The organism is Streptomyces sp. DSM 116793, from assembly GCF_057320905.1.
Genome location: NZ_CM170494.1, coordinates 1,450,147 through 1,474,659, shown reverse-complemented (window position 1 = coordinate 1,474,659; position 24,513 = coordinate 1,450,147). Strand labels below are relative to the sequence as shown.

15 protein-coding genes and 1 tRNA gene are annotated in these 24,513 nt (G+C 72.8%); 11 read left to right on the top strand and 5 right to left on the bottom strand.

Annotation, left to right across the window (positions count from 1 at the left end):
• Window positions 1–105 precede the first annotated feature (105 nt).
• Together gltB and ACSMXW_RS06215 are read left to right on the top strand one after the other, a co-directional pair.
• Window positions 106–4,779 carry a glutamate synthase large subunit gene (gltB, locus tag ACSMXW_RS06220; protein ID WP_485804459.1) on the top strand — a complete coding sequence of 1,558 codons (4,674 nt, stop codon included), beginning with the start codon at window positions 106–108 and terminating at the stop codon, window positions 4,777–4,779.
• A complete protein-coding gene (locus tag ACSMXW_RS06215) occupies window positions 4,772–6,232 on the top strand; it encodes a glutamate synthase subunit beta (protein WP_485804458.1) in 1,461 nt (486 codons plus the stop codon). The genes gltB and ACSMXW_RS06215 overlap by 8 nt, the downstream gene beginning before the upstream one ends.
• Before the next feature lie 224 nt (window positions 6,233–6,456).
• On the opposite strand, the gene ACSMXW_RS06210 is transcribed toward ACSMXW_RS06215, so the two are convergent.
• Together ACSMXW_RS06210 and ACSMXW_RS06205 are read right to left on the bottom strand one after the other, a co-directional pair.
• On the bottom strand, window positions 6,457–7,764 hold the full coding sequence (locus ACSMXW_RS06210) for a YeeE/YedE family protein (RefSeq protein WP_485804457.1): 1,308 nt from the start codon (window positions 7,762–7,764) through the stop codon (window positions 6,457–6,459).
• A 364-nt stretch (window positions 7,765–8,128) separates the two neighbouring features.
• Window positions 8,129–9,016, bottom strand: coding sequence for a hypothetical protein (locus tag ACSMXW_RS06205; RefSeq protein WP_485804456.1), 888 nt, complete (start codon window positions 9,014–9,016; stop codon window positions 8,129–8,131).
• Window positions 9,017–9,614: 598 nt separating this feature from the next.
• Between ACSMXW_RS06205 and ACSMXW_RS06200 the strand changes: the two genes are divergently transcribed.
• From ACSMXW_RS06200 to pepN, 3 genes are read left to right on the top strand one after another with little or no spacing between them, the layout of a single operon-like run.
• Window positions 9,615–9,941: a chorismate mutase gene (locus ACSMXW_RS06200; RefSeq protein ID WP_485807844.1), complete on the top strand. Its 327-nt coding sequence runs from the start codon at window positions 9,615–9,617 to the stop codon at window positions 9,939–9,941.
• Window positions 9,938–10,792, top strand: coding sequence for a GNAT family N-acetyltransferase (locus ACSMXW_RS06195; protein WP_485804455.1), 855 nt, complete (start codon window positions 9,938–9,940; stop codon window positions 10,790–10,792). The genes ACSMXW_RS06200 and ACSMXW_RS06195 overlap by 4 nt, the downstream gene beginning before the upstream one ends.
• Window positions 10,793–10,848: 56 nt before the next feature.
• Window positions 10,849–13,350 carry an aminopeptidase N gene (gene pepN / locus ACSMXW_RS06190; protein WP_485804454.1) on the top strand — a complete coding sequence of 834 codons (2,502 nt, stop codon included), beginning with the start codon at window positions 10,849–10,851 and terminating at the stop codon, window positions 13,348–13,350.
• A gap of 281 nt (window positions 13,351–13,631) precedes the next feature.
• Here pepN and ACSMXW_RS06185 read toward each other — a convergent pair whose 3' ends face one another.
• The gene (locus tag ACSMXW_RS06185) at window positions 13,632–14,261 is read right to left on the bottom strand and encodes a GNAT family N-acetyltransferase (RefSeq protein WP_485804453.1); all 630 of its coding nucleotides are present in this window, start codon (window positions 14,259–14,261) and stop codon (window positions 13,632–13,634) included.
• Window positions 14,262–14,416: 155 nt separating this feature from the next.
• On the opposite strand from ACSMXW_RS06185, the gene ACSMXW_RS06180 reads away from it, so the two are divergent.
• Window positions 14,417–15,814 (top strand): pyridoxal phosphate-dependent decarboxylase family protein, encoded by a 1,398-nt coding sequence (locus ACSMXW_RS06180; protein WP_485804452.1) that lies wholly within the window; start codon window positions 14,417–14,419, stop codon window positions 15,812–15,814.
• Window positions 15,811–17,271, top strand: a complete 1,461-nt coding sequence (locus ACSMXW_RS06175; RefSeq protein ID WP_485804451.1) for a lysine N(6)-hydroxylase/L-ornithine N(5)-oxygenase family protein — start codon at window positions 15,811–15,813, stop codon at window positions 17,269–17,271. The genes ACSMXW_RS06180 and ACSMXW_RS06175 overlap by 4 nt, the downstream gene beginning before the upstream one ends.
• Window positions 17,272–17,434: 163 nt before the next feature.
• Here ACSMXW_RS06175 and ACSMXW_RS06170 read toward each other — a convergent pair whose 3' ends face one another.
• Complete coding sequence (locus tag ACSMXW_RS06170; RefSeq protein WP_485804450.1) at window positions 17,435–19,264, bottom strand: bifunctional metallophosphatase/5'-nucleotidase; 1,830 nt, start codon at window positions 19,262–19,264, stop codon at window positions 17,435–17,437.
• Window positions 19,265–19,688: 424 nt separating this feature from the next.
• Here ACSMXW_RS06170 and ACSMXW_RS06165 point away from each other — a divergent pair, with 424 nt between their 5' ends.
• The 3 genes from ACSMXW_RS06165 (at window position 19,689) to pyk (ending at window position 23,371) form a co-directional block, all read left to right on the top strand.
• On the top strand, window positions 19,689–20,603 hold the full coding sequence (locus tag ACSMXW_RS06165) for a sulfotransferase family protein (protein WP_485807842.1): 915 nt from the start codon (window positions 19,689–19,691) through the stop codon (window positions 20,601–20,603).
• Window positions 20,604–20,948: 345 nt separating this feature from the next.
• Complete coding sequence (locus tag ACSMXW_RS06160) at window positions 20,949–21,674, top strand: SIMPL domain-containing protein (protein WP_485804449.1); 726 nt, start codon at window positions 20,949–20,951, stop codon at window positions 21,672–21,674.
• A gap of 260 nt (window positions 21,675–21,934) precedes the next feature.
• A complete protein-coding gene (pyk, locus tag ACSMXW_RS06155) occupies window positions 21,935–23,371 on the top strand; it encodes a pyruvate kinase (protein WP_485804448.1) in 1,437 nt (478 codons plus the stop codon).
• 150 nt (window positions 23,372–23,521) lie between these two features.
• On the opposite strand, the gene ACSMXW_RS06150 is transcribed toward pyk, so the two are convergent.
• Window positions 23,522–23,596 (bottom strand) — tRNA-Leu (locus ACSMXW_RS06150).
• Window positions 23,597–23,695: 99 nt separating this feature from the next.
• On the opposite strand from ACSMXW_RS06150, the gene ACSMXW_RS06145 reads away from it, so the two are divergent.
• On the top strand, window positions 23,696–24,349 hold the full coding sequence (locus ACSMXW_RS06145; protein WP_485804447.1) for an ANTAR domain-containing response regulator: 654 nt from the start codon (window positions 23,696–23,698) through the stop codon (window positions 24,347–24,349).
• Window positions 24,350–24,513 lie beyond the last annotated feature (164 nt).

Sequence of the window (24,513 nt, the reverse complement as noted above, 5' to 3'; positions counted from 1 at the left end):
TAACCTGCACGAAATTTCCGCGGAGGGCCAGAGTCGTCCCTCGGCATCCGCACCCCGGACCTGGTCTGGGAGGTGCCCATAGCCACGACGACGACGGGAGAGCCGATGCGTACGCCGCGCCAGCCGTCCCAGCATTCCGCGCCCCATGCGCCTTCCCTCTGGGGGGCCATGGACGCACGCCCCGCCGCCCAGGGCATGTACGACCCTCGCCACGAGCACGACGCCTGTGGTGTCGGTTTCGTCGCCACCCTCACCGGAGAGGCGAGCCATACGCTGGTCGAGCAGGCGCTGACCGTGCTGCGGAACCTGGAGCACCGGGGTGCCACCGGCTCCGAGCCCGACACGGGGGACGGCGCCGGCCTGCTCTGCCAGGTACCGGACGCGTTCCTGCGTGAGGTCACCGACTTCGCTCTGCCCGAGGCCGGGGCCTACGCCGTCGGCATCGCGTTCCTGCCCCGCGCCGGCGCCGCCACCGACGCGGGCGCCGCCACCGACCCGGCCGGTGCCGAGCCGGGCGTGGCCACCGTGGACGCCGCCGCGAAGGCCGTCGCCCACATCGAGACCCTCGCCGCCGACGAGGGCCTCGCCGTGCTGGGCTGGCGCGATGTCCCCGTCGCCCCCGACATGCTGGGCGTCACCGCCCGCTCCACGATGCCCGCCTTCCGCCAGCTCTTCGTCGCCGACGCGGCTGGAGCGGCCCGCGGCATCGAGCTGGACCGCAAGGCCTTCGTGCTGCGCAAGCGCGCCGAGCGGGAGGCCGGCGTCTACTTCCCGTCGCTGTCCGCACGCACCGTCGTGTACAAGGGCATGCTCACCACGGGGCAGCTGGAGCCGTTCTTCCCCGACCTGTCGGACCGCCGGTTCTCCTCCGCGATCGCGCTGGTGCACTCGCGGTTCTCCACGAACACGTTCCCGAGCTGGCCGCTCGCCCACCCGTACCGCTTCGTCGCGCACAACGGCGAGATCAACACCGTCATGGGCAACCGCAACTGGATGCGGGCCCGTGAGTCGCAGCTCGCCTCCGACCTCTTCGGGGACGGCGAACTCGACCGCATCTTCCCGGTGTGCACCCCGGGCGCCTCCGACTCGGCCACCTTCGACGAGGTCCTGGAGCTGCTCCACCTCGGCGGCCGCCCGCTGCCGCACGCCGTGCTGATGATGATCCCGGAGGCGTGGGAGAACCACCCCGCCATGGACCCGGCCCGGCGCGCCTTCTACCAGTACCACTCCACCCTGATGGAGCCCTGGGACGGTCCGGCCTGCGTCTCCTTCACCGACGGCACCCAGGTCGGCGCGGTGCTCGACCGCAACGGCCTGCGCCCCGGCCGCTACTGGGTCACCGACGACGGCCTGGTCGTGCTGGGCTCCGAGGTCGGCGTGCTCGACATCGACCCGGCCAGGGTGGTCCGCAAGGGCCGCCTCCAGCCCGGCCGGATGTTCCTCGTGGACACCGCCGAGCACCGCATCATCGAGGACGACGAGATCAAGGCCGCCCTCGCCGCCGAGCAGCCGTACGCCGAGTGGCTGGAGGCCGGCGAGATCGAGCTGGAGGACCTGCCCGAGCGCGAGCACATCGTGCACACGCACGCCTCCGTCACCCGCCGTCAGCAGACCTTCGGCTACACCGAGGAGGAGCTGCGCATCCTGCTCGCGCCGATGGCGAAGAGCGGGGCCGAGCCGATCGGCTCGATGGGCACCGACACCCCCATCGCCGCGCTCTCCAGCCGTCCGCGGCTGCTCTTCGACTACTTCACCCAGCTCTTCGCGCAGGTCACCAACCCGCCGCTGGACGCCATCCGGGAGGAGCTGGTCACCTCCCTGCGCTCCTCGCTCGGCCCGCAGGGCAACCTGCTCGCGCCCACCGCCGCGTCCTGTCGCAGCGTCACCCTGCCGTTCCCGGTGATCGACAACGACGAGCTGGCCAAGCTCATCCACATCAACGCCGACGGCGACATGCCCGGCATGAAGGCCGTGACCCTCTCCGGCCTGTACCGGGTGGGCGGCGGAGGCGAGGCGCTGGCCGCCCGGATCGAGGAGATTTGCGCCGAGGCCGACGCCGCGATCGAGGGCGGCGCCCGGCTGATCGTGCTCTCCGACCGGCACTCCGACGCCGAGCACGCCCCGATCCCGTCGCTGCTGCTCACCGCGGCCGTCCACCACCACCTCATCCGCACCCGGCAGCGCACCCAGGTCGGCCTGCTGGTCGAGGCCGGCGACGTCCGTGAGGTGCACCATGTCGCGCTGCTCATCGGCTACGGCGCCGCGGCGGTCAACCCCTACCTGGCGATGGAGACCGTCGAGGACCTGGTGCGCGCGGGGACCTTCCTGCCCGGCATCGAGGCCGAGCAGGCCATCCGCAACCTGATCTACGCGCTCGGCAAGGGCGTTCTGAAGGTGATGTCCAAGATGGGCATCTCCACCGTCGCCTCCTACCGGGGCGCGCAGGTCTTCGAGGCCGTCGGTCTCGACGAGGAGTTCGTCGCGAAGTACTTCGACGGCACCGCCACGAAGATCGGCGGCGTCGGCATCGACGTGATCGCCGAGGAGGTCGCCGCCCGGCACGCCAAGGCCTACCCGGTCTCCGGCATCGCCCCGGCGCACCGCGCGCTGGACATCGGCGGTGAGTACCAGTGGCGCCGCGAGGGCGAGCCGCACCTCTTCGACCCGGAGACGGTCTTCCGCCTCCAGCACTCCACGCGCTCCCGCCGCTACGACATCTTCAAGAAGTACACCTCCCGGGTGAACGAGCAATCCGAGCGGCTGATGACGCTGCGCGGCCTGTTCGGCTTCAAGTCCGACCGGCCCTCGATCCCGATCGAGGAGGTCGAGCCGGTCTCCGAGATCGTCAAGCGGTTCTCCACGGGCGCCATGTCGTACGGCTCCATCTCCAAGGAGGCGCACGAGACGCTGGCCATCGCCATGAACCAGTTGGGCGGCAAGTCCAACACCGGCGAGGGCGGTGAGGACCCGGACCGCCTGTACGACCCGGCGCGGCGCTCCTCGATCAAGCAGGTCGCCTCCGGGCGGTTCGGGGTGACCAGCGAGTATCTGGTGAACTCCGACGACATCCAGATCAAGATGGCGCAGGGCGCCAAGCCCGGCGAGGGCGGGCAGCTGCCCGGCCACAAGGTGTACCCGTGGGTGGCGAAGACCCGGCACTCGACGCCAGGCGTCGGCCTGATCTCCCCGCCGCCGCACCACGACATCTACTCCATCGAGGACCTGGCCCAGCTCATCCACGACCTCAAGAACGCCAATCCGGCGGCCAGGATCCACGTCAAGCTGGTCTCCGAGGTCGGCGTGGGCACCGTCGCCGCGGGTGTCTCCAAGGCCCACGCGGACGTGGTGCTGATCTCCGGGCACGACGGCGGCACCGGTGCCTCGCCGCTCACCTCGCTCAAGCACGCGGGCGGCCCCTGGGAGCTGGGCCTCGCCGAGACCCAGCAGACGCTGCTGCTCAACGGGCTGCGCGACCGGATCGTGGTGCAGACCGACGGCCAGCTCAAGACCGGCCGCGACGTGGTCGTCGCCGCGTTGCTCGGCGCCGAGGAGTTCGGCTTCGCCACCGCGCCGCTGGTCGTCTCGGGCTGCGTCATGATGCGCGTCTGCCACCTGGACACCTGCCCCGTCGGCATCGCCACGCAGAACCCGGTGCTGCGCGAGCGGTTCTCCGGCAAGCCCGAGTTCGTCGTGAACTTCTTCGAGTTCATCGCCGAGGAGGTCCGCGAGCTCCTGGCCGAGCTGGGCTTCCGCTCCATCGAGGAGGCCGTGGGGCACGCCGAGGCGCTGGACTTCACCCGGGCCGTCGACCACTGGAAGGCGCAGGGGCTCGACCTGGAGCCGCTGCTGCACGTGCCCGACCTGCCGGACGGCGCGGTGCGCCACCGGGTGGTCGCACAGGACCACGGCCTTCAGAAGGCGCTCGACAACGAGCTCATCAGGCTGGCCGCCGACGCGCTGGCGGCGGGCTCGGGTCAGGAGGCCCAGCCGGTCCGCGCCCAGGTGCCGATCCGCAACATCAACCGCACCGTCGGCACCATGCTCGGCCACGAGGTGACCAGGAAGTTCGGCGGCGCGGGCCTGCCCGACGACACGATCGACATCACCTTCACCGGCTCCGCGGGCCAGTCCTTCGGCGCCTTCCTGCCGCGCGGTGTGACGCTGCGGCTTGAGGGCGACGCCAACGACTACGTCGGCAAGGGCCTGTCGGGCGGCCGGGTGATCGTCCGCCCGGACCGCAGGGCCGACCACCTCGCCGAGTACTCGACCATCGCGGGCAACACCATCGCCTACGGCGCGACCGGCGGCGAGCTGTTCCTGCGCGGCCGCACCGGCGAGCGGTGCTGTGTGCGCAACTCCGGCGCGACCGTGGTCACCGAGGGCGTGGGCGACCACGGCTGCGAGTACATGACCGGCGGCCACGCGGTCGTCCTCGGCCCGACGGGACGGAACTTCGCGGCCGGCATGTCCGGCGGCATCGCCTACGTCGTCGACCTCGACCGGAACAACGTCAACCCCGGCAACCTGGCCTCCGTGGGCCCGCTGGACGACACCGACAAGCAGTGGCTGCACGACGTGGTGCGCCGGCACCGGGAGGAGACGGGCTCCACGGTCGCCGAGAAGCTGCTGGCCGACTGGGACACCGCGGTCCAGCGCTTCAGCAAGATCATCCCCAGTACGTACCAGGCAGTGCTCGCCGCCAAGGACGCCGCCGAGCGGGCCGGTCTCTCCGAGACCGAGATCACCGAGAAGATGATGGAGGCGGCGACCAATGGCTGATCCCAAGGGCTTTCTCAACCACGGCCGCGAGGTCGCCCAGGCACGCCCGGTCGACGAGCGCGTCAAGGACTGGAACGAGGTCTACGTCCCCGGCTCCCTGCTCCCGATCATCAGCAAGCAGGCCAGCCGCTGCATGGACTGCGGCATCCCGTTCTGCCACAACGGCTGTCCGCTCGGGAACCTGATCCCCGAGTGGAACGACTACGCCTACCGGGAGGACTGGGCCGCGGCCTCCGAGCGGCTGCACGCCACCAACAACTTCCCGGAGTTCACCGGCCGGCTCTGCCCGGCACCCTGCGAGTCGGCGTGCGTGCTCGGCATCAACCAGCCGCCGGTCACCATCAAGAACGTCGAGGTCTCCATCATCGACAAGGCCTGGGAGAACGGCACGGTCGCCCCCCAGGCCCCGGAGCGGCTCTCCGGCAAGACGGTCGCCGTGATCGGCTCGGGCCCCGCGGGACTCGCCGCGGCCCAGCAGCTCACCCGCGCCGGCCACACCGTCGCCGTCTACGAGCGCGCCGACCGCATCGGGGGCCTGCTCCGGTACGGCATCCCCGAGTTCAAGATGGAGAAGCGGCACATCAACCGCCGCATCGAGCAGATGCGCGCGGAGGGCACCAAGTTCCGCACCGGCGTCGAGGTGGGCCGGGACATCGACGCGGCGAAGCTGCGCGACCGCTACGACGCGGTGGTGATCGCCGCCGGCGCCACCACCGCCCGCGACCTGCCCGTCCCCGGCCGTGAGCTGAACGGCATCCACCAGGCCATGGAGTACCTGCCGCTCTCCAACAAGGTGCAGGAGGGCGACTACGTCACCTCGCCCATCAGCGCCGAGGGCAAGCACGTCGTGGTCATCGGTGGCGGCGACACCGGCGCCGACTGCGTGGGCACCGCCCACCGGCAGGGCGCGGCCTCCGTCACCCAGCTGGAGATCATGCCGCGGCCCGGCGAGGACCGCAGCCCCGCACACCCCTGGCCGACCTTCCCGCTGCTCTACAAGGTGACCTCCGCCCACGAGGAGGGCGGCGAGCGCATCTACTCCGCGTCCACCACGCACTTCGAGGGCGACGAGGACGGCAATGTGCAGTGGCTGCACCTGGCGGAGGTCGAGTTCATCGACGGCAAGCTGACGCCGAAGGAGGGCACCGAGCGGCGGATCCCCGCACAGCTCGTCACGCTCGCCATGGGCTTCACCGGCACCGACCAGGAGAACGGCCTGGTCGGCCAGTTCGGCCTGGAGCTGGACGCGCGGGGCAACATCGCCCGCGACGCCGACTTCCAGACCAACGTGCCGGGCGTGTTCGTCGCCGGCGACGCGGGGCGGGGCCAGTCGCTCATCGTCTGGGCGATCGCGGAGGGCCGCTCGGCGGCCCGCAGCGTGGACCGCTTCCTCGCCGGGACGAGCGACCTGCCGGCGCCCATCCGGCCCACGGACCGGGCGCTGACGGTCTGAGGCCCCTCTTCGGCCCGCGACCACCACGGCGCGTCCTTGAAGGGGCGCGGGAGGTGCCCCCAGCTCCCCGCGCCCCCGAGGGGGCGCCGAGCGCCGAGCGGCAGCTCGGCACAGACGTCCCGTACAACGGCGTACGGAACTGAGCGCGGCGCCTGCGCGTCCCCGACCGGACCACGCGGGCGCCGTAGCGCTGTCCGGGACCGGGACCGGGGACGGGGCCCCGGTCAGCAGATACCGTCCGCCGGCTTCGGGTTGGCGAGCCCGAACACCGGCCGCACCTTGAGCCCGGCCCACGTGCCGGCCAAGGCGCAGGCGCCCCACACCCAGCCGTGCAGGCTGCCGGAGGCGATGCCCGCCAGGTACGCGCCGATGTTGCAGCCGCCGGCCATCCGGGCGCCGACGCCCATCAGGACGCCGCCGAGCACGCTCGCCACGGCGGTGCGCCACGGAATGCCCCGGTGCAGCACCCATGCCCCGCCGAGCGCGGCGGCCACCGCGGCACCGATCATGATCCCGATGTCGGTCAGGCTGGTCTTGTCCGCGAGCACCGGACCGTGCAGCATCGGCGCGTTCCCGGGCCGGCGCCAGAAGGCCCAGCTCTCCGGGTGGCCGCCGAGCGCGCCCACCACCTTGCTGCCCCACAGGGCGAACGCACTGGTCACCCCCCATGCGCCACCGGACACGAGCAGCACGCCCGCGCCCAGCACCGCAAGGACGACGGCGCCCACGGCCAGCGGCCAGGAGCCGCGCACGATCCGTGCGGCCGCACCCCGCGCCGAGGGCACGGCACCGGTCGGCGGGGGAGTGCGGCGGCGCTGGACGAGCCGTGAGACGGCCACGATCACCACCAGCGCCGCGATCGTCACCGCCCAGGAACCGAACCAGCCGATGTGATCCGACAGAACATACGGGTCGAGAGCGGGCAGGGTGCTCCAGAGCCCGAACTGCCAGGCCGCCAGCGTCGAGCCCACGATGAAGCCGCCCAGCGTCAGCACGATCGACGACTGCCCTGAGCCCACGGCGAACAGCGTGCCCGAGGCACAGGCCCCGCCGAGTTGCATCCCGACCGCGAAGACGAACGAGCCGATCAGCAGCGCCACGCCCAGCGGCCCCGAGGACGGCGCGGGCACCGACCCGAAGAGACCGGTGCCGGTGCCGATGATCAGTGCGAAGAGGGTCGCGGTGGTACCGAGCAGCAGCGCGTGGGCGCGCAGCCCGGCGCCGTTGCCGACCGCGATCAACTGCCGCCAGGCCGAGGTGAAGCCGAATCTCGAGTGGAAGAGGGCGAAGCCGAGCCCGAGGCCGAGCAGCAGCAGGACACCCGGCCTGGCGCCGTGCGCGGCGAACACATACGCACTCAGCCCCACCGCGATCAGTGCGGCGACGGCCAGTGGCACCCACCGCACCGCGGGCGCCGGCGGCGCCTTCGGCGCGGGGGCGCTGGTCGGGGCTGGCGCGAGCAGGACGGAGGACAGCCGCCGCGGTCCCGCGGCGGGCGGTGAGGTGGTGGTCACAGGGGTCTCCAGGGACATGCGAAGGCAAAGAGCGGTACGGGACGGCAGCGGCCCGTACCCGAAAGGGGGGAGCGGGGATGAGGGCGGCGGCGCGCTCCGGGTCCGTGCCGAGGGCCGTCGACCGGCCCCAGGGGCCTCGCGGACCGGCCCCGCCGGGGGGTCAGCGACGACAGAGACCGTCGTCGACGCACCACGCCGAGCTCGCGAACAACGCGAGGCAGAGATGGCTGGCCGGTGCACACATGTTCCCCATCGTAAATGCCCGCCCGCCCGCGGCGGACCGGGGCCCGCCCGCGCCCCCTCTCGGGCGCCGCGCCCCACGCGGCGGAGCCTTACGAAGGGGCGCCCCCACGGAGGGCCACCCGTGCGCGTGCGCACACGCTCACGTATCGCACTCCAGCACCGTCCGGCACAGCCCGCACCGCGCACGGAGCCGGCCGCGCACCGGGACCCGGATCCGCTGCCGGCACGTGGGGCACGCGAACGACACCCGCAGCGGACCCTGCCCCTCGAACGTGTACGGGCCGCCCTGTGGATAGGGCACACCGTGGTCCCGGGCGTACCGCCGGTCCTTGGCGTACCGCCGGCGGCCGGCCCAGCCGGCCGCCGTCAGCGGCGGCTGGCGGTCGTCGGTCCGCGCCAGCGCCAGCCCCTTGGTGTACGCCGTGTACGCCTGCGGGCTGGTGAACCACGGCGACGGGTCCTCGTGGAACGCGAGCGCCCGCTTGGCCAGCACATACCCGAACTCCTCCGGGGTGAGGTAGCCGAGCTTCTGCGAGGAGACGCCGTCCTCGCGGAACGCGTCCAACAGCAGCCAGCCAGCGCCCAGGTAGGCGGCCGCGGTGTCGGTGAGGATCTCGTTGTCCCGGGTGCCGGCGAAGGCGAGGTCGAGGCGGTGCAGGTACACGTGCATCACCTCGTGCGCCAGGGCGGCGCCGATGTCGTTGCGATGCGTGCGGAACCGGTCGTTCAGCTCGATGAAGTACTCGGGGCCCGCGGCCAGCTCCACATTGGCGGCGTGCGTCATCTCCCGGAAGCTGACGATCACCCGGGCGTCCGGCAGCCGGTAGTGCCGCACCATCTCGCGCGCCACCCGCTGCACGCCCAGATAGAGGTCGTCCTGGTCGCAGAAGGCCACGTCCGCGGGGAGCACACTGGTCTCGAAGGAGTGCACGGTGTCGTAGGAGAGCCGCCTGTACAGCGCCGTGAGCGCCGTGCGCACCATGTCCAGGTGCGGGAAGCCGTGCTCCACAGGCCCGTCGTTCGCCACGCGCAACCCCCTTCAGAGGCCACGGCTCCCGGCCGCGCCGCCGGGCACCTGCCGCCGGGGCACGGGGGCACACCGCCACCACCTGCGGCACCGCTTCCCACTGTAGACGGCCGGGCCCCGCCCGCAGGGCAACCGCGCGCCCTGCCACGCCGGAGCCGCCGTCTCGCGGCCGCCGGGCCGCGCGGCCCCCCGCGGCCGCCGGAGCGGCGCCCCCACCGCACCGGAGGGCCACGCGGCGGGCGCAGGAGGCTCCGGCCCGGCCGCGCCGGAGCGTTCCCGCCTTCGCTGTACCGGAGCGTTCCCGCCTCCGTCGCGCCGGGGCGTCAGCGCCCCGGCGCCCGCGAGGTGGCCGGCGCGGCCCGGCGGCCGGCACGACCGAACGCGCTCCGCTCACCGCGACCGGCCACGCCACGGCCGGGCGAACCGCACCGTGCTCCGCCCGGCCGTTCACGCACACGGACTAGGGTTTGCACCCATGACGACCAGCAACGCCAACCAGGCCGAGCCCATCCCCGCACCCGCCCAGGACGGCGCCGACGCCGGACAGAACGGCACCCGCGCCGCGACGCCCGCGGTCGACCCCGCCGTCCGCGCCGAGCTGGCCCGGCTGCGCGACAGCATCGACAACATCGACGCCGCTGTCGTCCACATGCTCGCCGAGCGCTTCAAGTGCACCCAGCAGGTCGGCCACCTCAAAGCCGCCCACCGGCTGCCGCCCGCCGACCCGTCCCGCGAGGCCCATCAGATCGCCCGGCTGCGGGGCCTCGCCGAGAGCGCCAAGCTCGACCCCGCCTTCGCCGAGAAGCTGCTGAACTTCATCATCGCGGAGGTGATCAGGCACCACGAACGGATCGCGGAGGACGCCCAGCAGCCGCCGGCCGCCGCCGCACCGGCTCCGCGTCCCCTCGCCAGCGAAGCGTCGTGACACCGCCCGCCGGGCACTTCGCCGTCGGCCGCGCCACGCTCGACGAGTGGGCGGTGGTCGGGGAGTGGGCCGCCGACGAGGGCTGGGACCCCGGCCTCTGCGACGGGCCCGCCTTCTTCGCCCAGGACCCCGAGGGCTTCCACCTCGGCCGGCTGGACGGCGAACCCGTCTCCGCGATCTCCGTGGTCCGCTACAGCCCCGACTACGCCTTCCTCGGCTTCTACCTGGTCCGCCCCGACCAGCGCGGCCGCGGCTTCGGCCTCGCCACCTGGCGCGCCGCGCTGGCCGGAGCCGGCAGCCGCACCGTGGGCCTGGACGGCGTGGTCGCCCAGCAGGACGACTACCGCCGCTCCGGCTTCACCCTCGCCCACCGCAGCCACCGCTACACCGGCCCCGCGCCCGGCTACGCCCCCCAGCCGGACGGCATCGTCCCCGCCACCACCCTCGGCACCGAGGCGATCACCGCCTACGACAGCGCCTGCCACCCCGCCGACCGGCCCCGCTTCCTCGCCCGGTGGCTCACCGCCCCGGGCCACCGGGCCCTGGCCCGCGTCACCGACGGCCGGCTCACCGGATACGGCGTGATCAGGCCCGCCCGCACCACCTACCGCATCGGCCCGCTGTTCGCCGACACCCCCGCCGACGCCCGTGCGCTGTTCGACGCCCTCACCGCGGGCACCGGCCGCACCCCCGTGGCCCTCGACGTGCCCGAGTCCCACCCGGCGGCCGTCGCCATGGCCGAGGAACTCGGCCTCACCCCGTCCTTCGAGACGGCCCGCATGTACACCGGCCCCATCCGCCCCATCGCCGACCAGCGAATCTTCGCGATCAGCACCCTGGAGCTCGGCTGAAACCGGGGGCGGCACCCACCCTGTGCCGCCCGCCCGCCATCGGGCAGCATGTCCCCATGCCCGTACTCACGCGCGATGAAGCGCAGACCCGCGCCCGCCTGCTCGACGTCCAGCGGTACACGATCGAGCTCGACCTGACCCGCGGCGACGAGACCTTCGACTCCCGCACCGCCATCCGGTTCACCGTGCGCACGGCGCAGCACACCGCTGACACCTTCGTCGAGCTGAAGCCGGCCGAGCTGCGCTCCGCCACCCTGGACGGGCAGCCCCTGGACACCGCCTCGCTCGACGGCAACCGCCTGCCGCTCACCGGCCTCACCCCGGGCGAGCACGAGCTGACGATCGACGCCGCCATGCGCTACTCCCGCACCGGCGAGGGCATGCACCGCTTCACCGACCCCACCGACGGCGAGACCTACGTCTACACCCAGCACTTCCTGCACGACGTGCAGCGGGTCTTCGCCGCCTTCGACCAGCCCGACCTGAAGGCCCCCTTCGACCTCGCCGTCACCGTGCCCGACGGCTGGCAGGTGCTCGCCAACGGCGTCACGGAACACCTCGGCGGGGGCCGCTGGCGGGCCGCCGCCACCCCGCCGATCTCCACCTACCTGGTCGCCGTCGCCGCCGGCCCCTGGCACTCCGTGCGCACCGAGCACCGCGGGCTGCCCTTCGGCCTGCACTGCCGCCGTTCCCTCGCGCCCCACCTGGACGCCGACGCGGACGAGCTGTTCGAGATCACCCGGGCCTGCTTCGACCGCTACCACGAGAAGTTCGACGAGCCCTACCCCTTCGACTCCTACGACCAGGCGTTCGTCCCCGAGTTCAACCACGGGGCGATGGAGAACCCGGGGCTCGTGACCTTCCGCGACGAGTTCGTCTACCGCTCCGCGGTCACCGACGCCGAGCGGCAGACCCGCGCCATGGTCGTCGCGCACGAGATGGCCCACATGTGGTTCGGCGACCTGGTCACCCTCACCTGGTGGGACGACATCTGGCTCAACGAGTCGTTCGCCGAGTACATGGGTTACCAGACGCTCACCGAGGCGACGCGCTTCACGGACACCTGGGTCGACTTCGGCATCGCGCGCAAGTCCTGGGGCTACGACGCCGACCAGCGGCCCTCGACCCATCCCGTCGCCCCCGAGGCCGTCGACGACACCGAGAGCGCGATGCTCAACTTCGACGGGATCTCCTACGCGAAGGGCGCCTCCGCGCTCCGCCAGCTCGTCGTCTGGCTCGGCGAGAAGAACTTCCTGGCCGGCATCAACACCCATTTCGCCCGGCACCGGTTCGGCAACGCCACCCTCGCCGACTTCATCGACTCGCTGGCCCAGCACACCGACCGCGACATACCGGCCTGGGCGGCGTCCTGGCTGCGCACCACCGGCGTCGACACCTTCACGCCGGCCGTGCACGGCGACAGGGGCACCTGGACCCTGGAGGTCCAGCACACCGGCGGCCGGCCGCACCGGCTCGCCGTCGGCCTCTACGACCACGACCCGGCCGAGCCCGGCCGGCTGGTCCCACGGACCCGCTGGGAGCACGACTTCCCCGCCGAGAGCGGCCTGACCAGCCTGAAGGGCGACGGGCCCCGCCCCGCCCTGGTCCTCCTCAACGACCAGGACTACGGCTACGCCAAGGTCCGGCTCGACCCCGACTCCTGGGACACCGCCGTGCAGGGCCTGTCCGGGCTGCCCGACCCGCTGACCCGCGCCGTCATCTGGAACGCCGCCCGCGACATGGTCCGCGACGGCGAACTGGCCCCCGCCGCCTACCTGGAGGCCGCCCGCGCCCACCTGCCGCACGAGAGCGACCTCGCCCTCGTGCAGGGCGTACTGACCTTCGCCGGCGGGCAGGTCGCCGGCCGTTACGTCGCAGGTGACGCCCGCGCCGCGGCGCTGAGCACCCTCACCGCCCTCTGCCGCGACCTGCTCAGGCGCACCGAGGACGGCGAGAACCCGGGGCTCAGGCTCATCGCCGTGCGCCACTTCATCGACGTCGCCCAGCACCCCGAGACCATCGCCGCCTGGCTCGCCGACGGCACCGTGCCCGGCGGGCCCGAGCTCGACCCCGAACTGCGCTGGCGGGTCCTGACCCGGCTCGCCGTCCTCGGCGCCGTCGACGAGGCCGCGATCGCCGCGGAGCTGGAGCGGGACCCGAGCGCCAGCGGACAGGAGGGCGCGGCCCGCTGCACCGCGGCACTGCCGGATCCGGGCGCCAAGAGCCGCGCGTGGGAGAGCCTGTTCACCGGCGACGCCCTCTCCAACTACCTGTTCACCGCCACGGCGGAGGGCTTCTGGCAGCCGGAGCAGCTGGAGTTGCTGCGGCCGTACGTGGCCCGCTTCTTCCCCGACGCCGTCGCGCTCGCGGCCCGCCGGGGCCCCGCCATCGCCGCGGCGACGGCGCGGTACGCGTTCCCGGCGTACGCGGTGGAGCAGGAGACGCTCCGCCTCGGCGAGGCCTGTCTCCGTGACGCCGACCCACTCCCCGCGCTCCGCCGCGGCCTCGCCGACCAGCTCGACGACCTGCAGCGCGCGTTGCGGGTACGCGAGCCCTGACGCCCGCCGCCCCTTCAAGGCGGGGCCGCGCCCTGGGCCACGCAGGGGCGCGGGGCCGTGTGTTGGGGGCACTTCCGGGATGCCACCCACGCTGCAAGGCAGTGGGGGAGCCCTTGAGGTAGCGGGGGAGCCTTTGCCGTGTGGGCGTGACCAGTCCCGACGCGACCGTCGGGTCGTCACCGGCCCGGAGGCGCAGTTGCTGCCGTTTCCGGGCCGCCGGTCGGTGGGTGGTCGCGCGCGCAGCTCCCCGTGCCCCTGCCGGGGCGGGGCCGCGCCGGGGACTACCCCAGGCGCAGTTCCGCCCGCCGCGCCGCGGCCTCCCGGGGACCGGCCCGCCGGTTGCCCACCGCGGAGGGCACGGCCGCCGGCCCCCCGAGCGCGAAGCCGAGCGCGCTCAGGAACGCCTCACCCGCCGGCCACCCCACCGGCACCGTCGCCGTCACCCGGCGGACCCCGGCGTCCGCCGCCCGCGTCAGCAGCGCCCGGGCCAGCGCCGACCCGAGACCCGCCCTCCTGACCTCGGGCGCCAGCAGGAACAGGCCCACCGAGGCGGCGTCCGGGGCCGGATGGCGCAGCACCACGTCCACCACACCGACCACGTCGCCCCCGCTCTCGGCGACCAGGACCCGCTTGCCGTCCGGGTCCGCGCCCTCGGGGAGGGCGTAGTACAGGCTCTGCACATCACCGGGCGCCGGCGGCAGCCCGGTGGCCGCCACGAACCAGTCCTCGCAGGCCTCGAAGAGCGCGCCGAGCGCCGCCTCGTCACCGGGCACGGCCTCCCGCAGCACGGCCCACGCCCCGCCCGGGCCACCGTCGACACGGACGCCGTCCACGACGCCGAAGGCACCCTCGTCCGCGGCCCCGCGATGCCTGCCGTCCCCGTCCCGCATATGCCCTTCCACACGCCTCATCCGGCCGAAGGTACCCACCCGTCCCCTAGCACACCAAAGGGTTTCCCGCGGAGTGCGTTCCCTCTTTCGGGCGGGGTTGCCCGCACTTCCGGGTGGCACGGCCGGTGCGGCGGACAGGCTGGTGGTCCCGTCCATGCGCACTCGAAGGACCACCGATGAGCCTCTTGCAGCCGCTTGCCTCGGGCGCCGAAGGCCCCGCGGCGCTGCGGCCGTTGCTCGGCACCGTGCTCGACGCCCTGCACGACGGCGCGGTGCTGCGCGGCGGCCCCCTGCCGACCGGCGGCCCCGGGGCCGTGGCGGCACGGGTGCGGGAGGCCGTGGGCACCGCGCTGCCGGAGCACGGCACCGGCGCCGAGGCGGCCCTGCGCGAGCTGGTGCGGCTCCTCGCCGAGGGCGCCGCCGACCCGGCGGACCCGCTGTGCGCCGCGCACCTGCACTGCCCTCCGCTCGCCGTGGCCGCCGCCGCCGACCTCGCCGCCTCCGTCCTCAACCCCTCCATGGACTCCTGGGACCAGGCCCCGGCGGCCTCCGCACTGGAGGCCCTGCTCACCCGGGCCTTCGCCGCCGAGGTCTACCCGGGGCGGGACGACCCGTGCCGGGCGCCCGACGCCCTCGTCACCACCGGCGGCACCGAGGCCAACCAACTCGCCCTGCTGCTCGCCCGAGAGCGGCACGGGACCCCCGTCCAGCTCGTCTGCGGAGCCAACGCGCACCACTCCCTGCCCCGCGCCGCCTGGCTGCTCGGACTGCCCACCCCGGTCACCGTGCCCGCGCCCACCGGGGTCCTCGACCCGCTCGCCCTGGCCGACGTGCTGCGCGCCCGAACCCGTGACACCTCCGTGCTGGTCGCGGCCACCGCCGGGACCACCGACGCCGGGCTCATCGACCCGCTCGTGGCGATCGCGGACGTGTGCGGCGCGGCCGGCGCCCGACTGCACATCGACGCGGCGTACGGCGGTCCCCTGCTCTTCAGCGACGGGATGAAGCCACTGCTCGCGGGGCTCGACCGCGCCGACACCGTCACCCTCGACCTGCACAAGCTCGGCTGGCAGCCGGTCGCCGCGGGCCTGCTCGCCGTCCGCGACCCCGACGACGCCGGCACCCTCCGGCACCGCGCCGACTACCTCAACGCCGACGACGACACCGAGGCCGGCCTGCCCGACCTGCTGGGCCGCTCGCTGCGCACCACGCGCCGCCCCGACATCCTGAAGATCGCGGTCACCGCCCGTGCCCTCGGCCGGCGCGGCCTCGGAGCCCTCGCCGACGCGGTGTGCGCACACGCCCGCGAACTCGCCGGCCTGGTCGCCGAGCACCCCGGCTTCGAGCTCTACGACACGCCCACGATCAGCACGGTCGTCTTCCGCCCCACCGGCGCCACCGACGGCCATGTCGCCCACATCCGGCGCCGGCTGCTCACCGAGGGCCGTGCCGTGATCGGCCGGGCCCGCCTCGCCGGACGGCTCTGGCTCAAGGCGACCCTGCTCAACCCGCACACCCGCACGAGCGACCTCGCCGCACTCCTGAAACTGGTGGAAGGACACGCCCCCCGATGAGCCCGACACCCCCCACACCCGGCACCCCCACACCCGGGACGTCCACCCATGCCGCCGCGCCCGGATCCACCGCCCCACCGGAGTCCGGCGCCCCCGCCGACGCCGCCGCCCCCGGGACCGAGACCGCACCCCGCGACCTGGTCGGCGTCGGCATCGGCCCCTTCAACCTCTCCCTCGCCGCGCTCGCCCACCCCCTGGACGCGCTGGACACCGTCTTCTACGACCAGCAGCCCGCCTTCCACTGGCACCCCGGGCTGCTCATCGACGGCGCCACCCTCCAGGTGCCCTTCCTCGCCGACCTGGTGACCCTCGCCGACCCCGCGAGCCCCTGGTCGTTCCTCGCCTATCTGCGCAGCATCGACCGCCTCTACCCGTTCTACTTCTCCGAGCGCTTCCACATCCGCCGCGCGGAGTACGACGCCTACTGCCGCTGGGTCAGCGAGAACCTCCCCGGGCTGCACTTCGGCCACCGGGTCGACGGCATCCACTGGGACGCCGAACGGAGCCTCTTCCAGGTCGACTTCACCCGGCTCGGCCCGGGCGGCTACGCGGAGGAATCCGGCCGCACCCACACGAAGAACGTCGTCCTGGGCATCGGCACCGCCCCCGAGGTGCCCGAGCCGCTGAAGCCGCTGGTCGAGGCGCGGGCCGTGCCGGTGATCCACTCCTCCGACTACCTCACGCACCGCGAGCGGATCCTCGCCGCCGACCACATCACCGTGATCGGGTCGGGCCAGTCGGGGGCCGAGATCTTCCTCGACCTGCTGCGGCACCGCCCCGCCGGGCGCGAGGGACTGCACTGGCTGGCGCGCACCGAGGCCTTCGCGCCCATGGAGTACTCCAAGCTCGGCCTGGAGCACTTCACACCCGACTACACCCGCTACTTCCACGCCCTGCCCGAGCCGGTCCGCGACGGCTTGGTGCCGCGCCAGTGGCAGCTCCACAAGGCCATCGACGCCGACACGATCAGCGCCATCCACGACGAGCTCTACCAGCGCACCCTGCACGGCGGCTGGCCGGACGCCGTCCTCACCCCCGGCGTGCTGGTACGCACGGCCGGCCGGGTGGCCCTCGGCCAGGTCGAACTGCACCTGGAACACGTCCAGCAGGGCACCCGCTCCCGGCTCACCACCCAGGCCGTCGTCCTGGCCACCGGCTACCGAGAGCGTTCCCTCGAAGGCCTGCTCGCGGACATCGCAGCCCAGATACGCCGGGACGCCGCGGGCCGTCCGCTGATCGACGAGCAGCACCGCCTGGTGCTCGACCCGGCGATCGCCGCGGCCGGCCGCCACATCTACGTCCAGAACGCGGAGCGGCACAGCCACGGCGTCGGCGCGCCGGACCTCGGCCTCGCCGCCTGGCGCGGCGCCGCCATCCTCAACACCCTCACCGGCAAGGAGGCCTACCCCCTGCCCCGCCGCACCGCCTTCACCACCTTCGGCCTCACCAGCACGTGAGGACGTACCCCGTAGGGGCGGCGGGGCTGTGTCCTGGGGGCACCTCTGGGGGGCACCACCGGCCGAAAGCCCAAGTACATCCAGTACGAGGACTTCCGGCCGGCACACCGAGAGCACGCACCGGACGCCGCTCCTTGACGGGCAAACGTCGCCTGCCACGGCACTAGAACACCGGCACCCCACCACGCGTGAGCCACCAGTCCACCGAGGCGAAGTCCGCAGGATCGACAACCCCCTTCTTCTGGACCCACGCGATGATCGTGTTCCGGATCTCGTCCGAGTTCGACCAGACCTGTTCCGCGCCCGGCACATGCGGGAAGTTCCCGCCGCCGCCCGCCCGGTAGTTGTTCACCGCGAACACGAACCGCGCCGAGTCGTCCAGCGGCGCGCCCTGGAACCGCAGGTTCGCGATCCGGGAGCCGGCCGGCCGCGCGATGTCGATCTCGTACGTCAGCCCGGACACCACGTCGTAGTTGTAGTCCGGGGTGTTCTCGGCGTTGGTGAGCTTCGCCGGGTCCACCGGCGCGTCCGGCGCGGTCCGGACGTAGTACTTCGCCGAGTACTCCAGGTACTCGCGCACCTGGGCGCCGGTGATCAGCCGCGCCTCCAGGGTGTTGTCGAACGGGTAGAGCCCGGCGGCGTCCTTGATCGTGACGTCGCCGGCGGCGATCTGCGCCGTACGGGAGAAGCACGACGCCTGCGACAGCACCGGCAGGTCCGCGTACGGCCCGCCGGCCAGCGCCGCCTGCACCGTCTCGGTCTGCACCCGGTTGATCAGGTCGATCAGCGGCACGTCCTTGTACGGGCCCTCGGCCGTGTTCATCGCCGTCTTCGAGGTGCCGACGACCTGGTTGACGTAGGCGACGACCTTCTTGTGCTCGTCGGTCAGCAGGTTCCTGATCGCCGGATCCTCGGCCGCCGTGTTGGAGTTCAGGACCTGCGCGGCCACCCGCTCCACCGTCCAGCGCCCCCGCGACCACACCAGGTCGACGTCGAAGAGGGTCAGCCGCTGCCCCCACTTCAGCGGCTCGGAGAGGACGACCTGCCGCCCGGTCTCCTTGTTGGCGACCAGCCGCTGCGGGATCTCCACATGGGCGTGGCCCACCAGGATCGCGTCGATGCCCGGCACCTGCTCCGCCAGCAGTGTCGAGGCGTTCTCCACATAGGGGAGCTGGTCCCCGTAGGACGAGGTGCCGTCCGCGCCCGAATGTGCCGCGACGATCACCACGTCCGCACCCATCGACCGCAGCTTGGGCACCCACCTGGCCGCCTGCTCCACCAGGCCGGGGAAGGTCATCCGCCCGGAGACGTTCGCCTTGTCCCAGATGGCGATGCCGGGATTGGTGAGCCCCAGCACCGCCACCCGGACGTCACGCCCGTACGGGGTGCGCAGCCTCTTGATCACATAGGGCCGGAAAGCGGGCCGCTGCGTCTTCGCGTCCAGGGCGTTCGCCCCCAGCAGCGGGAAATCACACTGCTCCTCGAACTTCCGCAGCAGCGGAATTCCGTAATTGAACTCGTGGTTGCCGAGCGCGGCGGCGTCATAGCCGATGGCATTCATGGCCCGCGCCATCGGATGCACCGGGCCCCGCTCCGCGGTGATCGGGTCCACCCTGGCGTAGTAGTACGAGAGCTGGGTGCCCTGAATGGTGTCACCGGCGTCGATGAGCAGGGTGTTCCCGCGGCCCCTCGCCTCACGGATCCCGGACACCAGCGTGCAGATCTTCGCCAGACCGACGTCGTTGTGGGCCGCGTCGTCGAATTCCCGGTCGGTGAAATAGTCCCAGTTGAAGACGTTGCCGTGCAGGTCCGTGGTGCCCATCACGGTGAACGAGTACCGCCGCGCGCCGTGGTCCCCGTGGTGCCCGGCGTCCGTGGCCGTGCCCGCGGCCGGGGCGGCCTGGGCCGCCGGCGCGGCGGTGCCGCCCGCAAGGGCCACGCCCGCTCCTGTGACGGCGGACCGGCCCAGGAACGTCCTTCTGTCGAGCGGCATCTCGTCTCCTCGTCGTGAACATGCAGATGACAACGCGCGTAGATTCTGGCGTAGTCACCCCGCCCGAGGACAGCCCCGCCGCGTTGCGATCCGATGACTCGGGATCAGGTGTTTTCCGTCAGAAGCGGCAAACCGGACTCGATAAAGGTCAAGGGTTCCCTCGACTTTCACAAACTTCGGTCAGGAATCCCATGAAGAATTAAGGAAGGGGGAAAGTCGCAGGTCGGAGCGGGTGTGTGAGGGCGTGTGGCGGTCGCTGGTCGTCTGCCGGACATCTTGCGTTCGTCTCCCGCCCCTGGGATGGCCGATCACGGGGGGAGGTCGGAACCGGTCGAGGCGCACCGGGCGCGGCGCACCGTGCGCGATCGCCGGTACAGCACGGCAGTACGTGACAGGAAGGGGCGCCAGCGTGCGGCACACTCGCATGTCGGACTTCGGCAAGGGACTCAGGCGACGGGGCAGACTGATGGCCCAGGCGGTGAGCCCGCCCCGGCGGAGCCCCGGGTTGCGCTCCGGGGTGCGCTCCGGGCGCCCCGCCGTACCCTCCGGGCCCGGCGCGGACGGCGCGGACGGCGCGCCGTACCGGGCGGCCGGCTATGTCGCCCCGCCCGCCCCGCGGCTCGTCGAGTCGCCGGTCTTCGTGCTCTCCTCCGTGCGCTCCGGCTCCACCCTGCTGCGGGTCCTGCTGAACAGCCACACCCGGATCCGGGCCCCGCACGAGATGCACCTGCGCACCCTCCACGTCCACCTGGCACGCGAGTTCACCGCGCAGGCCATGAAGGAGCTGGCGCTCGACAAGGACGAGCTGGAGCACGTCCTGTGGGACCGGCTGCTCCATCTGGAGCTGAGGCGCAGCGGCAAGGACCTCATCGTCGACAAGACGCCACCGAACACTCTGATATGGCCGCGTCTGCACCGATGTTGGCCGAATGCTCGCTATGTCATCCTGCTGCGCCACCCGGCCGCCGTCGTCACCTCGCTGGCCCGCCGCCGCGCCGACCCCGATCTCACACAGATCCATACGGAGGTGCTGGACTACAGCGAGAAGCTGGAGGAGGCGCGCCGCCACCTGCACGCCCATGTGGTCACCTACGAGGACCTGACCGCGGAGCCCGAGAAGGTCACCCGGGGCCTCTGTGACCACCTCGGCGTGCCCTGGGAGCGCGGCATGCTCGACTACGGCCGCCAGGACCACGGGAGCTTCCAGCCCCAGCTGGGGGACTGGAGCAGCACCATCAAGTCGGGCCGCATCCAGCGCGCCCGCGCCGCGGAACCCGGCGTCACCCTGCCCCCGCGGCTGACGGAGATCGCACACGCCTGGGGCTACGCGGCGCACTGAGCCGGAGCCGGGTGCGCCGACCGCCGAGCCGGAGCCGAGTGCGCCAACCGGACGTGCGCGCCGAGCCGGAGCCGGGTGCGCCGACCGCCGAGCCGGAGCCGAGTGCGCCAACCGGACGTGCGCGCCGAGCCGGAGCCGGGTGCGTTGCTGGACGGGCGCGTTGCTGGGCGGGCGCGCCGAGCCGCCCCTGAGCGCTGAACCGGGCCCTCCGTCGGCGCCGGCCCCCGGCGCGGGCTCGCCGGTCCGGCCCCCCGGCGTGGGCGCACGGGTCCGGCCCCGCGGCCGGCGCCGACGGAGGGCCCGGGAACGGGGCGCGGCGCGCCGCCCGGTGCCACAGTGGTCCCCATGACCACGCACCCGCCCGCCGGCGGCGCCGAGCCGCCCGTGCCCTACGGCACCCCCGAAGCCCCCCGCGTCGCCGTCCGGGGTGAGGCGCACCTGGAGCGCGATCCGGAGATCGCCCGGATCGCCGTCACCGTCGGCGCCCGCGGCACCAGCCGGCGCGCCGCCCTGGACGACCTCACCCGCCGGAACTCGGCCGTGCTCGACCTGGTCAGGACGTACGGGGAGGTCGTGGAGAGGCTGGAGACGGGTGCCTTCTCCGTCAGCCCCGAACTCGCCAGGCACGGCCGCGGCGAACGGGTCCGCGCCTACCACGGCCGGGTCCGCACCGGTGTCACGCTGGCCGACTTCACCGCGCTCGGTGAACTGGTCAGTCGCCTCGCCGACCAGGACCTCACCCAGGTCGAGGGACCCTGGTGGGCACTCCGACCCGACTCGCCCGCGCACCGCGAGGCCCGCCAGCAGGCGGTGCGGGAGGCGGTGCAGCGCGCCCGCGAGTACGCGGAGGCGCTGGGCACGGAACTCGCGGCCCTGGTGGAGATCGCCGACATCGGTGCCGAGCAGCCGGTGGGGTACGGGGCGCAGGGTGGCGTGCACCGGAGCATGCCCACCTCGTCGTTCGCAGGCGCCCCCGGCGGCGAGGCGGCGCCCCTGGACCTCCAGCCGCAGCGGCAGTACGTCCACGCGCAGGTCAACGCTCGGTTCACCATGGTCGCGCCACGGCTGTGACGGTGCGCCGCGGTGGTGACCTCGGCGCCACGGGTGGGTGGTCGCGCCACGGGTGGGTGGTCGCCCCAGGGGTGTGGCGGTCACGCCGCCGGTACGACGAGTCGTGCCGCGCGGCGCGGGAAGGGCCGGACGGCAATTCTCGCTCATCAGAGCGGGCACTCGCACAATTCAACAGTTGTCAATAACCCTTCATGGAACGGTTGTTGGGTGGTCATGTACGACCAATTCTCTAGCGGGCCGGTAAGGCCTACTCTCGAATCATGCGCCGAGCGAAGATCGTCTGTACTCTGGGGCCCGCCACCGATTCGTACGACCAGATCAAGGCACTGGTCGAGGCCGGAATGGACGTGGCCCGCCTCAACCTCAGCCACGGCGGCTACGCCGAGCACGAGGAGCGCTACCAGCGCGTGCGGAAGGCCTCCGAGGAGACGGGGCGGAGCGTCGGCATCCTCGCCGACCTTCAGGGCCCGAAGATCAGACTCGGCCGCTTCACCGAGGGCCCGGTACTTCTCGAACGTGGCGACACCTTCACCATCACGGTGGAGAAGGACGCCGAGGGCGACCGGCAGTGCTGCGGCACCACCTATGAGGGCCTGGCGGCGGACGTCAGCACGGGTGAGCGGATCCTCGTCGACGACGGCAAGGTCACCCTGGAGGTGACCGGTGTGGACGGGCCGCGCGTTCACACCCTGGTGGTCGAGGGCGGCATGGTCTCCGACCACAAGGGCCTCAATCTCCCGGGCGTCGCGGTCTCCGTGCCCGCGCTCTCCGAGAAGGACCAGGCCGACCTCCGGTGGGCGCTGCGCACCGGCGCCGACGTGGTGGCCCTGTCCTTCGTCCGCAGCGGGCACGACATCGTGGACGTGCACCGCATCATGGACGAGGAGGGCCGCCGGGTCCCGGTCATCGCCAAGCTGGAGAAGCCGCAGGCCGTCGAGAACCTCGACGACATCGTGGCCGCCTTCGACGGCATCATGGTGGCCCGCGGCGACCTCGGCGTGGAGATGCCGCTGGAGCAGGTGCCGATCGTCCAGAAGCGCGCCGTGGCCCTCGCCAGGCGGAACGCCAAGCCGGTGATCGTCGCCACCCAGATGCTGGAGTCGATGATCGACAACTCCCGGCCGACCCGCGCCGAGGCCTCCGACGTCGCCAACGCCGTGATCGACGGCACCGACGCCGTGATGCTCTCCGGGGAGACCAGCGTCGGCAAGTACCCCATCGAGACCGTCCGGACGATGGCGCGGATCGTCGAGGCGGCGGAGGAGGACATCCTCGCCAAGGGCCTGCCGCCGATCACCGAGCGGAGCAAGCCGCGCACCCAGGGCGGTGCCGTGGCGCGCGCCGCCGCCGACATCGGCGACTTCCTCGGTGCGAAGTTCCTGGTCGCCTTCACCCAGTCCGGAGACACCGTGCGGCGGCTGTCCCGCTACCGCTCGCCGATCCCGCTGCTCGCCTTCACACCCGACCCGGCCACCCGCGCCCAGCTCAACCTCACCTGGGGCGTGGAGACCTTCCTCGGCCCGCATGTGGACTCCACCGACGCGATGGTGGAGCAGGTGGACGACGAGCTGCTCAAGATCGGGCGGTGCGCCAAGGGTGACATCGTGATCATCACGGCGGGCTCCCCGCCCGGCGTGTCCGGCACGACGAACCTGCTCCGGGTGCACCACATCGGCGAGGACGACTCACCGCGGTAGAGCGGGCGGGGCACCGCGGTGCCCCGCACTGCGGTCGACAGCGTGTGTGGAACACGTCACGGTCCGGCTCCGTCGGGGAGCCGGACCTTTTGCCGTGGAATTCCGGAGTGATTCCGCGGGCCTGGAGCCGGCGCCGGAATCCGGGGAAAGTGCCCCAGGTGGGATTCGAACCCACACTGTCCGCTGTTTGAGAGCGGCCTCTCTGACCAGTTGGAGTACTGGGGCCTGAAAAGGAAGGGAATGCCCAACCCCCTCGCGGGACCAGCTTATCGTAGCTGGGTAGGCTCGTACGAGCAGGAACCTCCCCCGCACCGAGGAGTCCCCGTGACCGCCCCCGAGTCCCCCCAGCCCACCGCCGATGACGGGAAGGAGCACGTCCCGCCGGCGACGACCCGTGTCGTCATCGCCGAGGACGAGGCGCTGATCCGTCTCGACCTCAAAGAGATGCTGGAGGAGGAGGGCTACTCCGTCGTCGGCGAGGCGGGCGACGGCGAGCGAGCCGTGGAGCTGGCCCGCGAGCACCGCCCCGACCTGGTCATCCTCGACGTGAAGATGCCGAAGCTGGACGGCATCTCGGCGGCCGAGCGGATCGCCGAGGAGTCGATCGCGCCGGTGCTCATGCTCACCGCCTTCTCCCAGCGCGACCTGGTCGAGCGGGCGCGGGACGCGGGCGCCATGGCGTATCTCGTGAAGCCGTTCAGCAAGAGCGACGTGGTCCCGGCCATCGAGATGGCGGTGTCCCGGTTCACCGAGCTGCGCGCCCTGGAGAAGGAGGTCGCCGACCTCACCCAGCGCCTGGAGACCAGGAAGCTGGTGGACCGCGCGAAGTCCATTCTCCAGACGGACTACGGGCTGACCGAACCGGCCGCATTCCGCTGGATCCAGAAGACCTCGATGGACCGCAGGATGTCCATGCAGCAGGTCGCGGAGGCGGTCATCGAGGACGCCGAGGAGAAGAAGGCGGCCAAGGGAAAGTAGCGGGCGCACGGAAAACGGCCCGCCCCACCTTTTCGGAAGGGGCGGGCCTTTCTCGTGTCGGCCGGCGGCCCGGGGGCCCGGCCGGTGCCGCGCCCGGCGGCGGCTGCGCGCTGCGCCTCTGTGCCGTCGGCGTCTGCCGGCGCGACCGCGGTGCCACGCGGTGT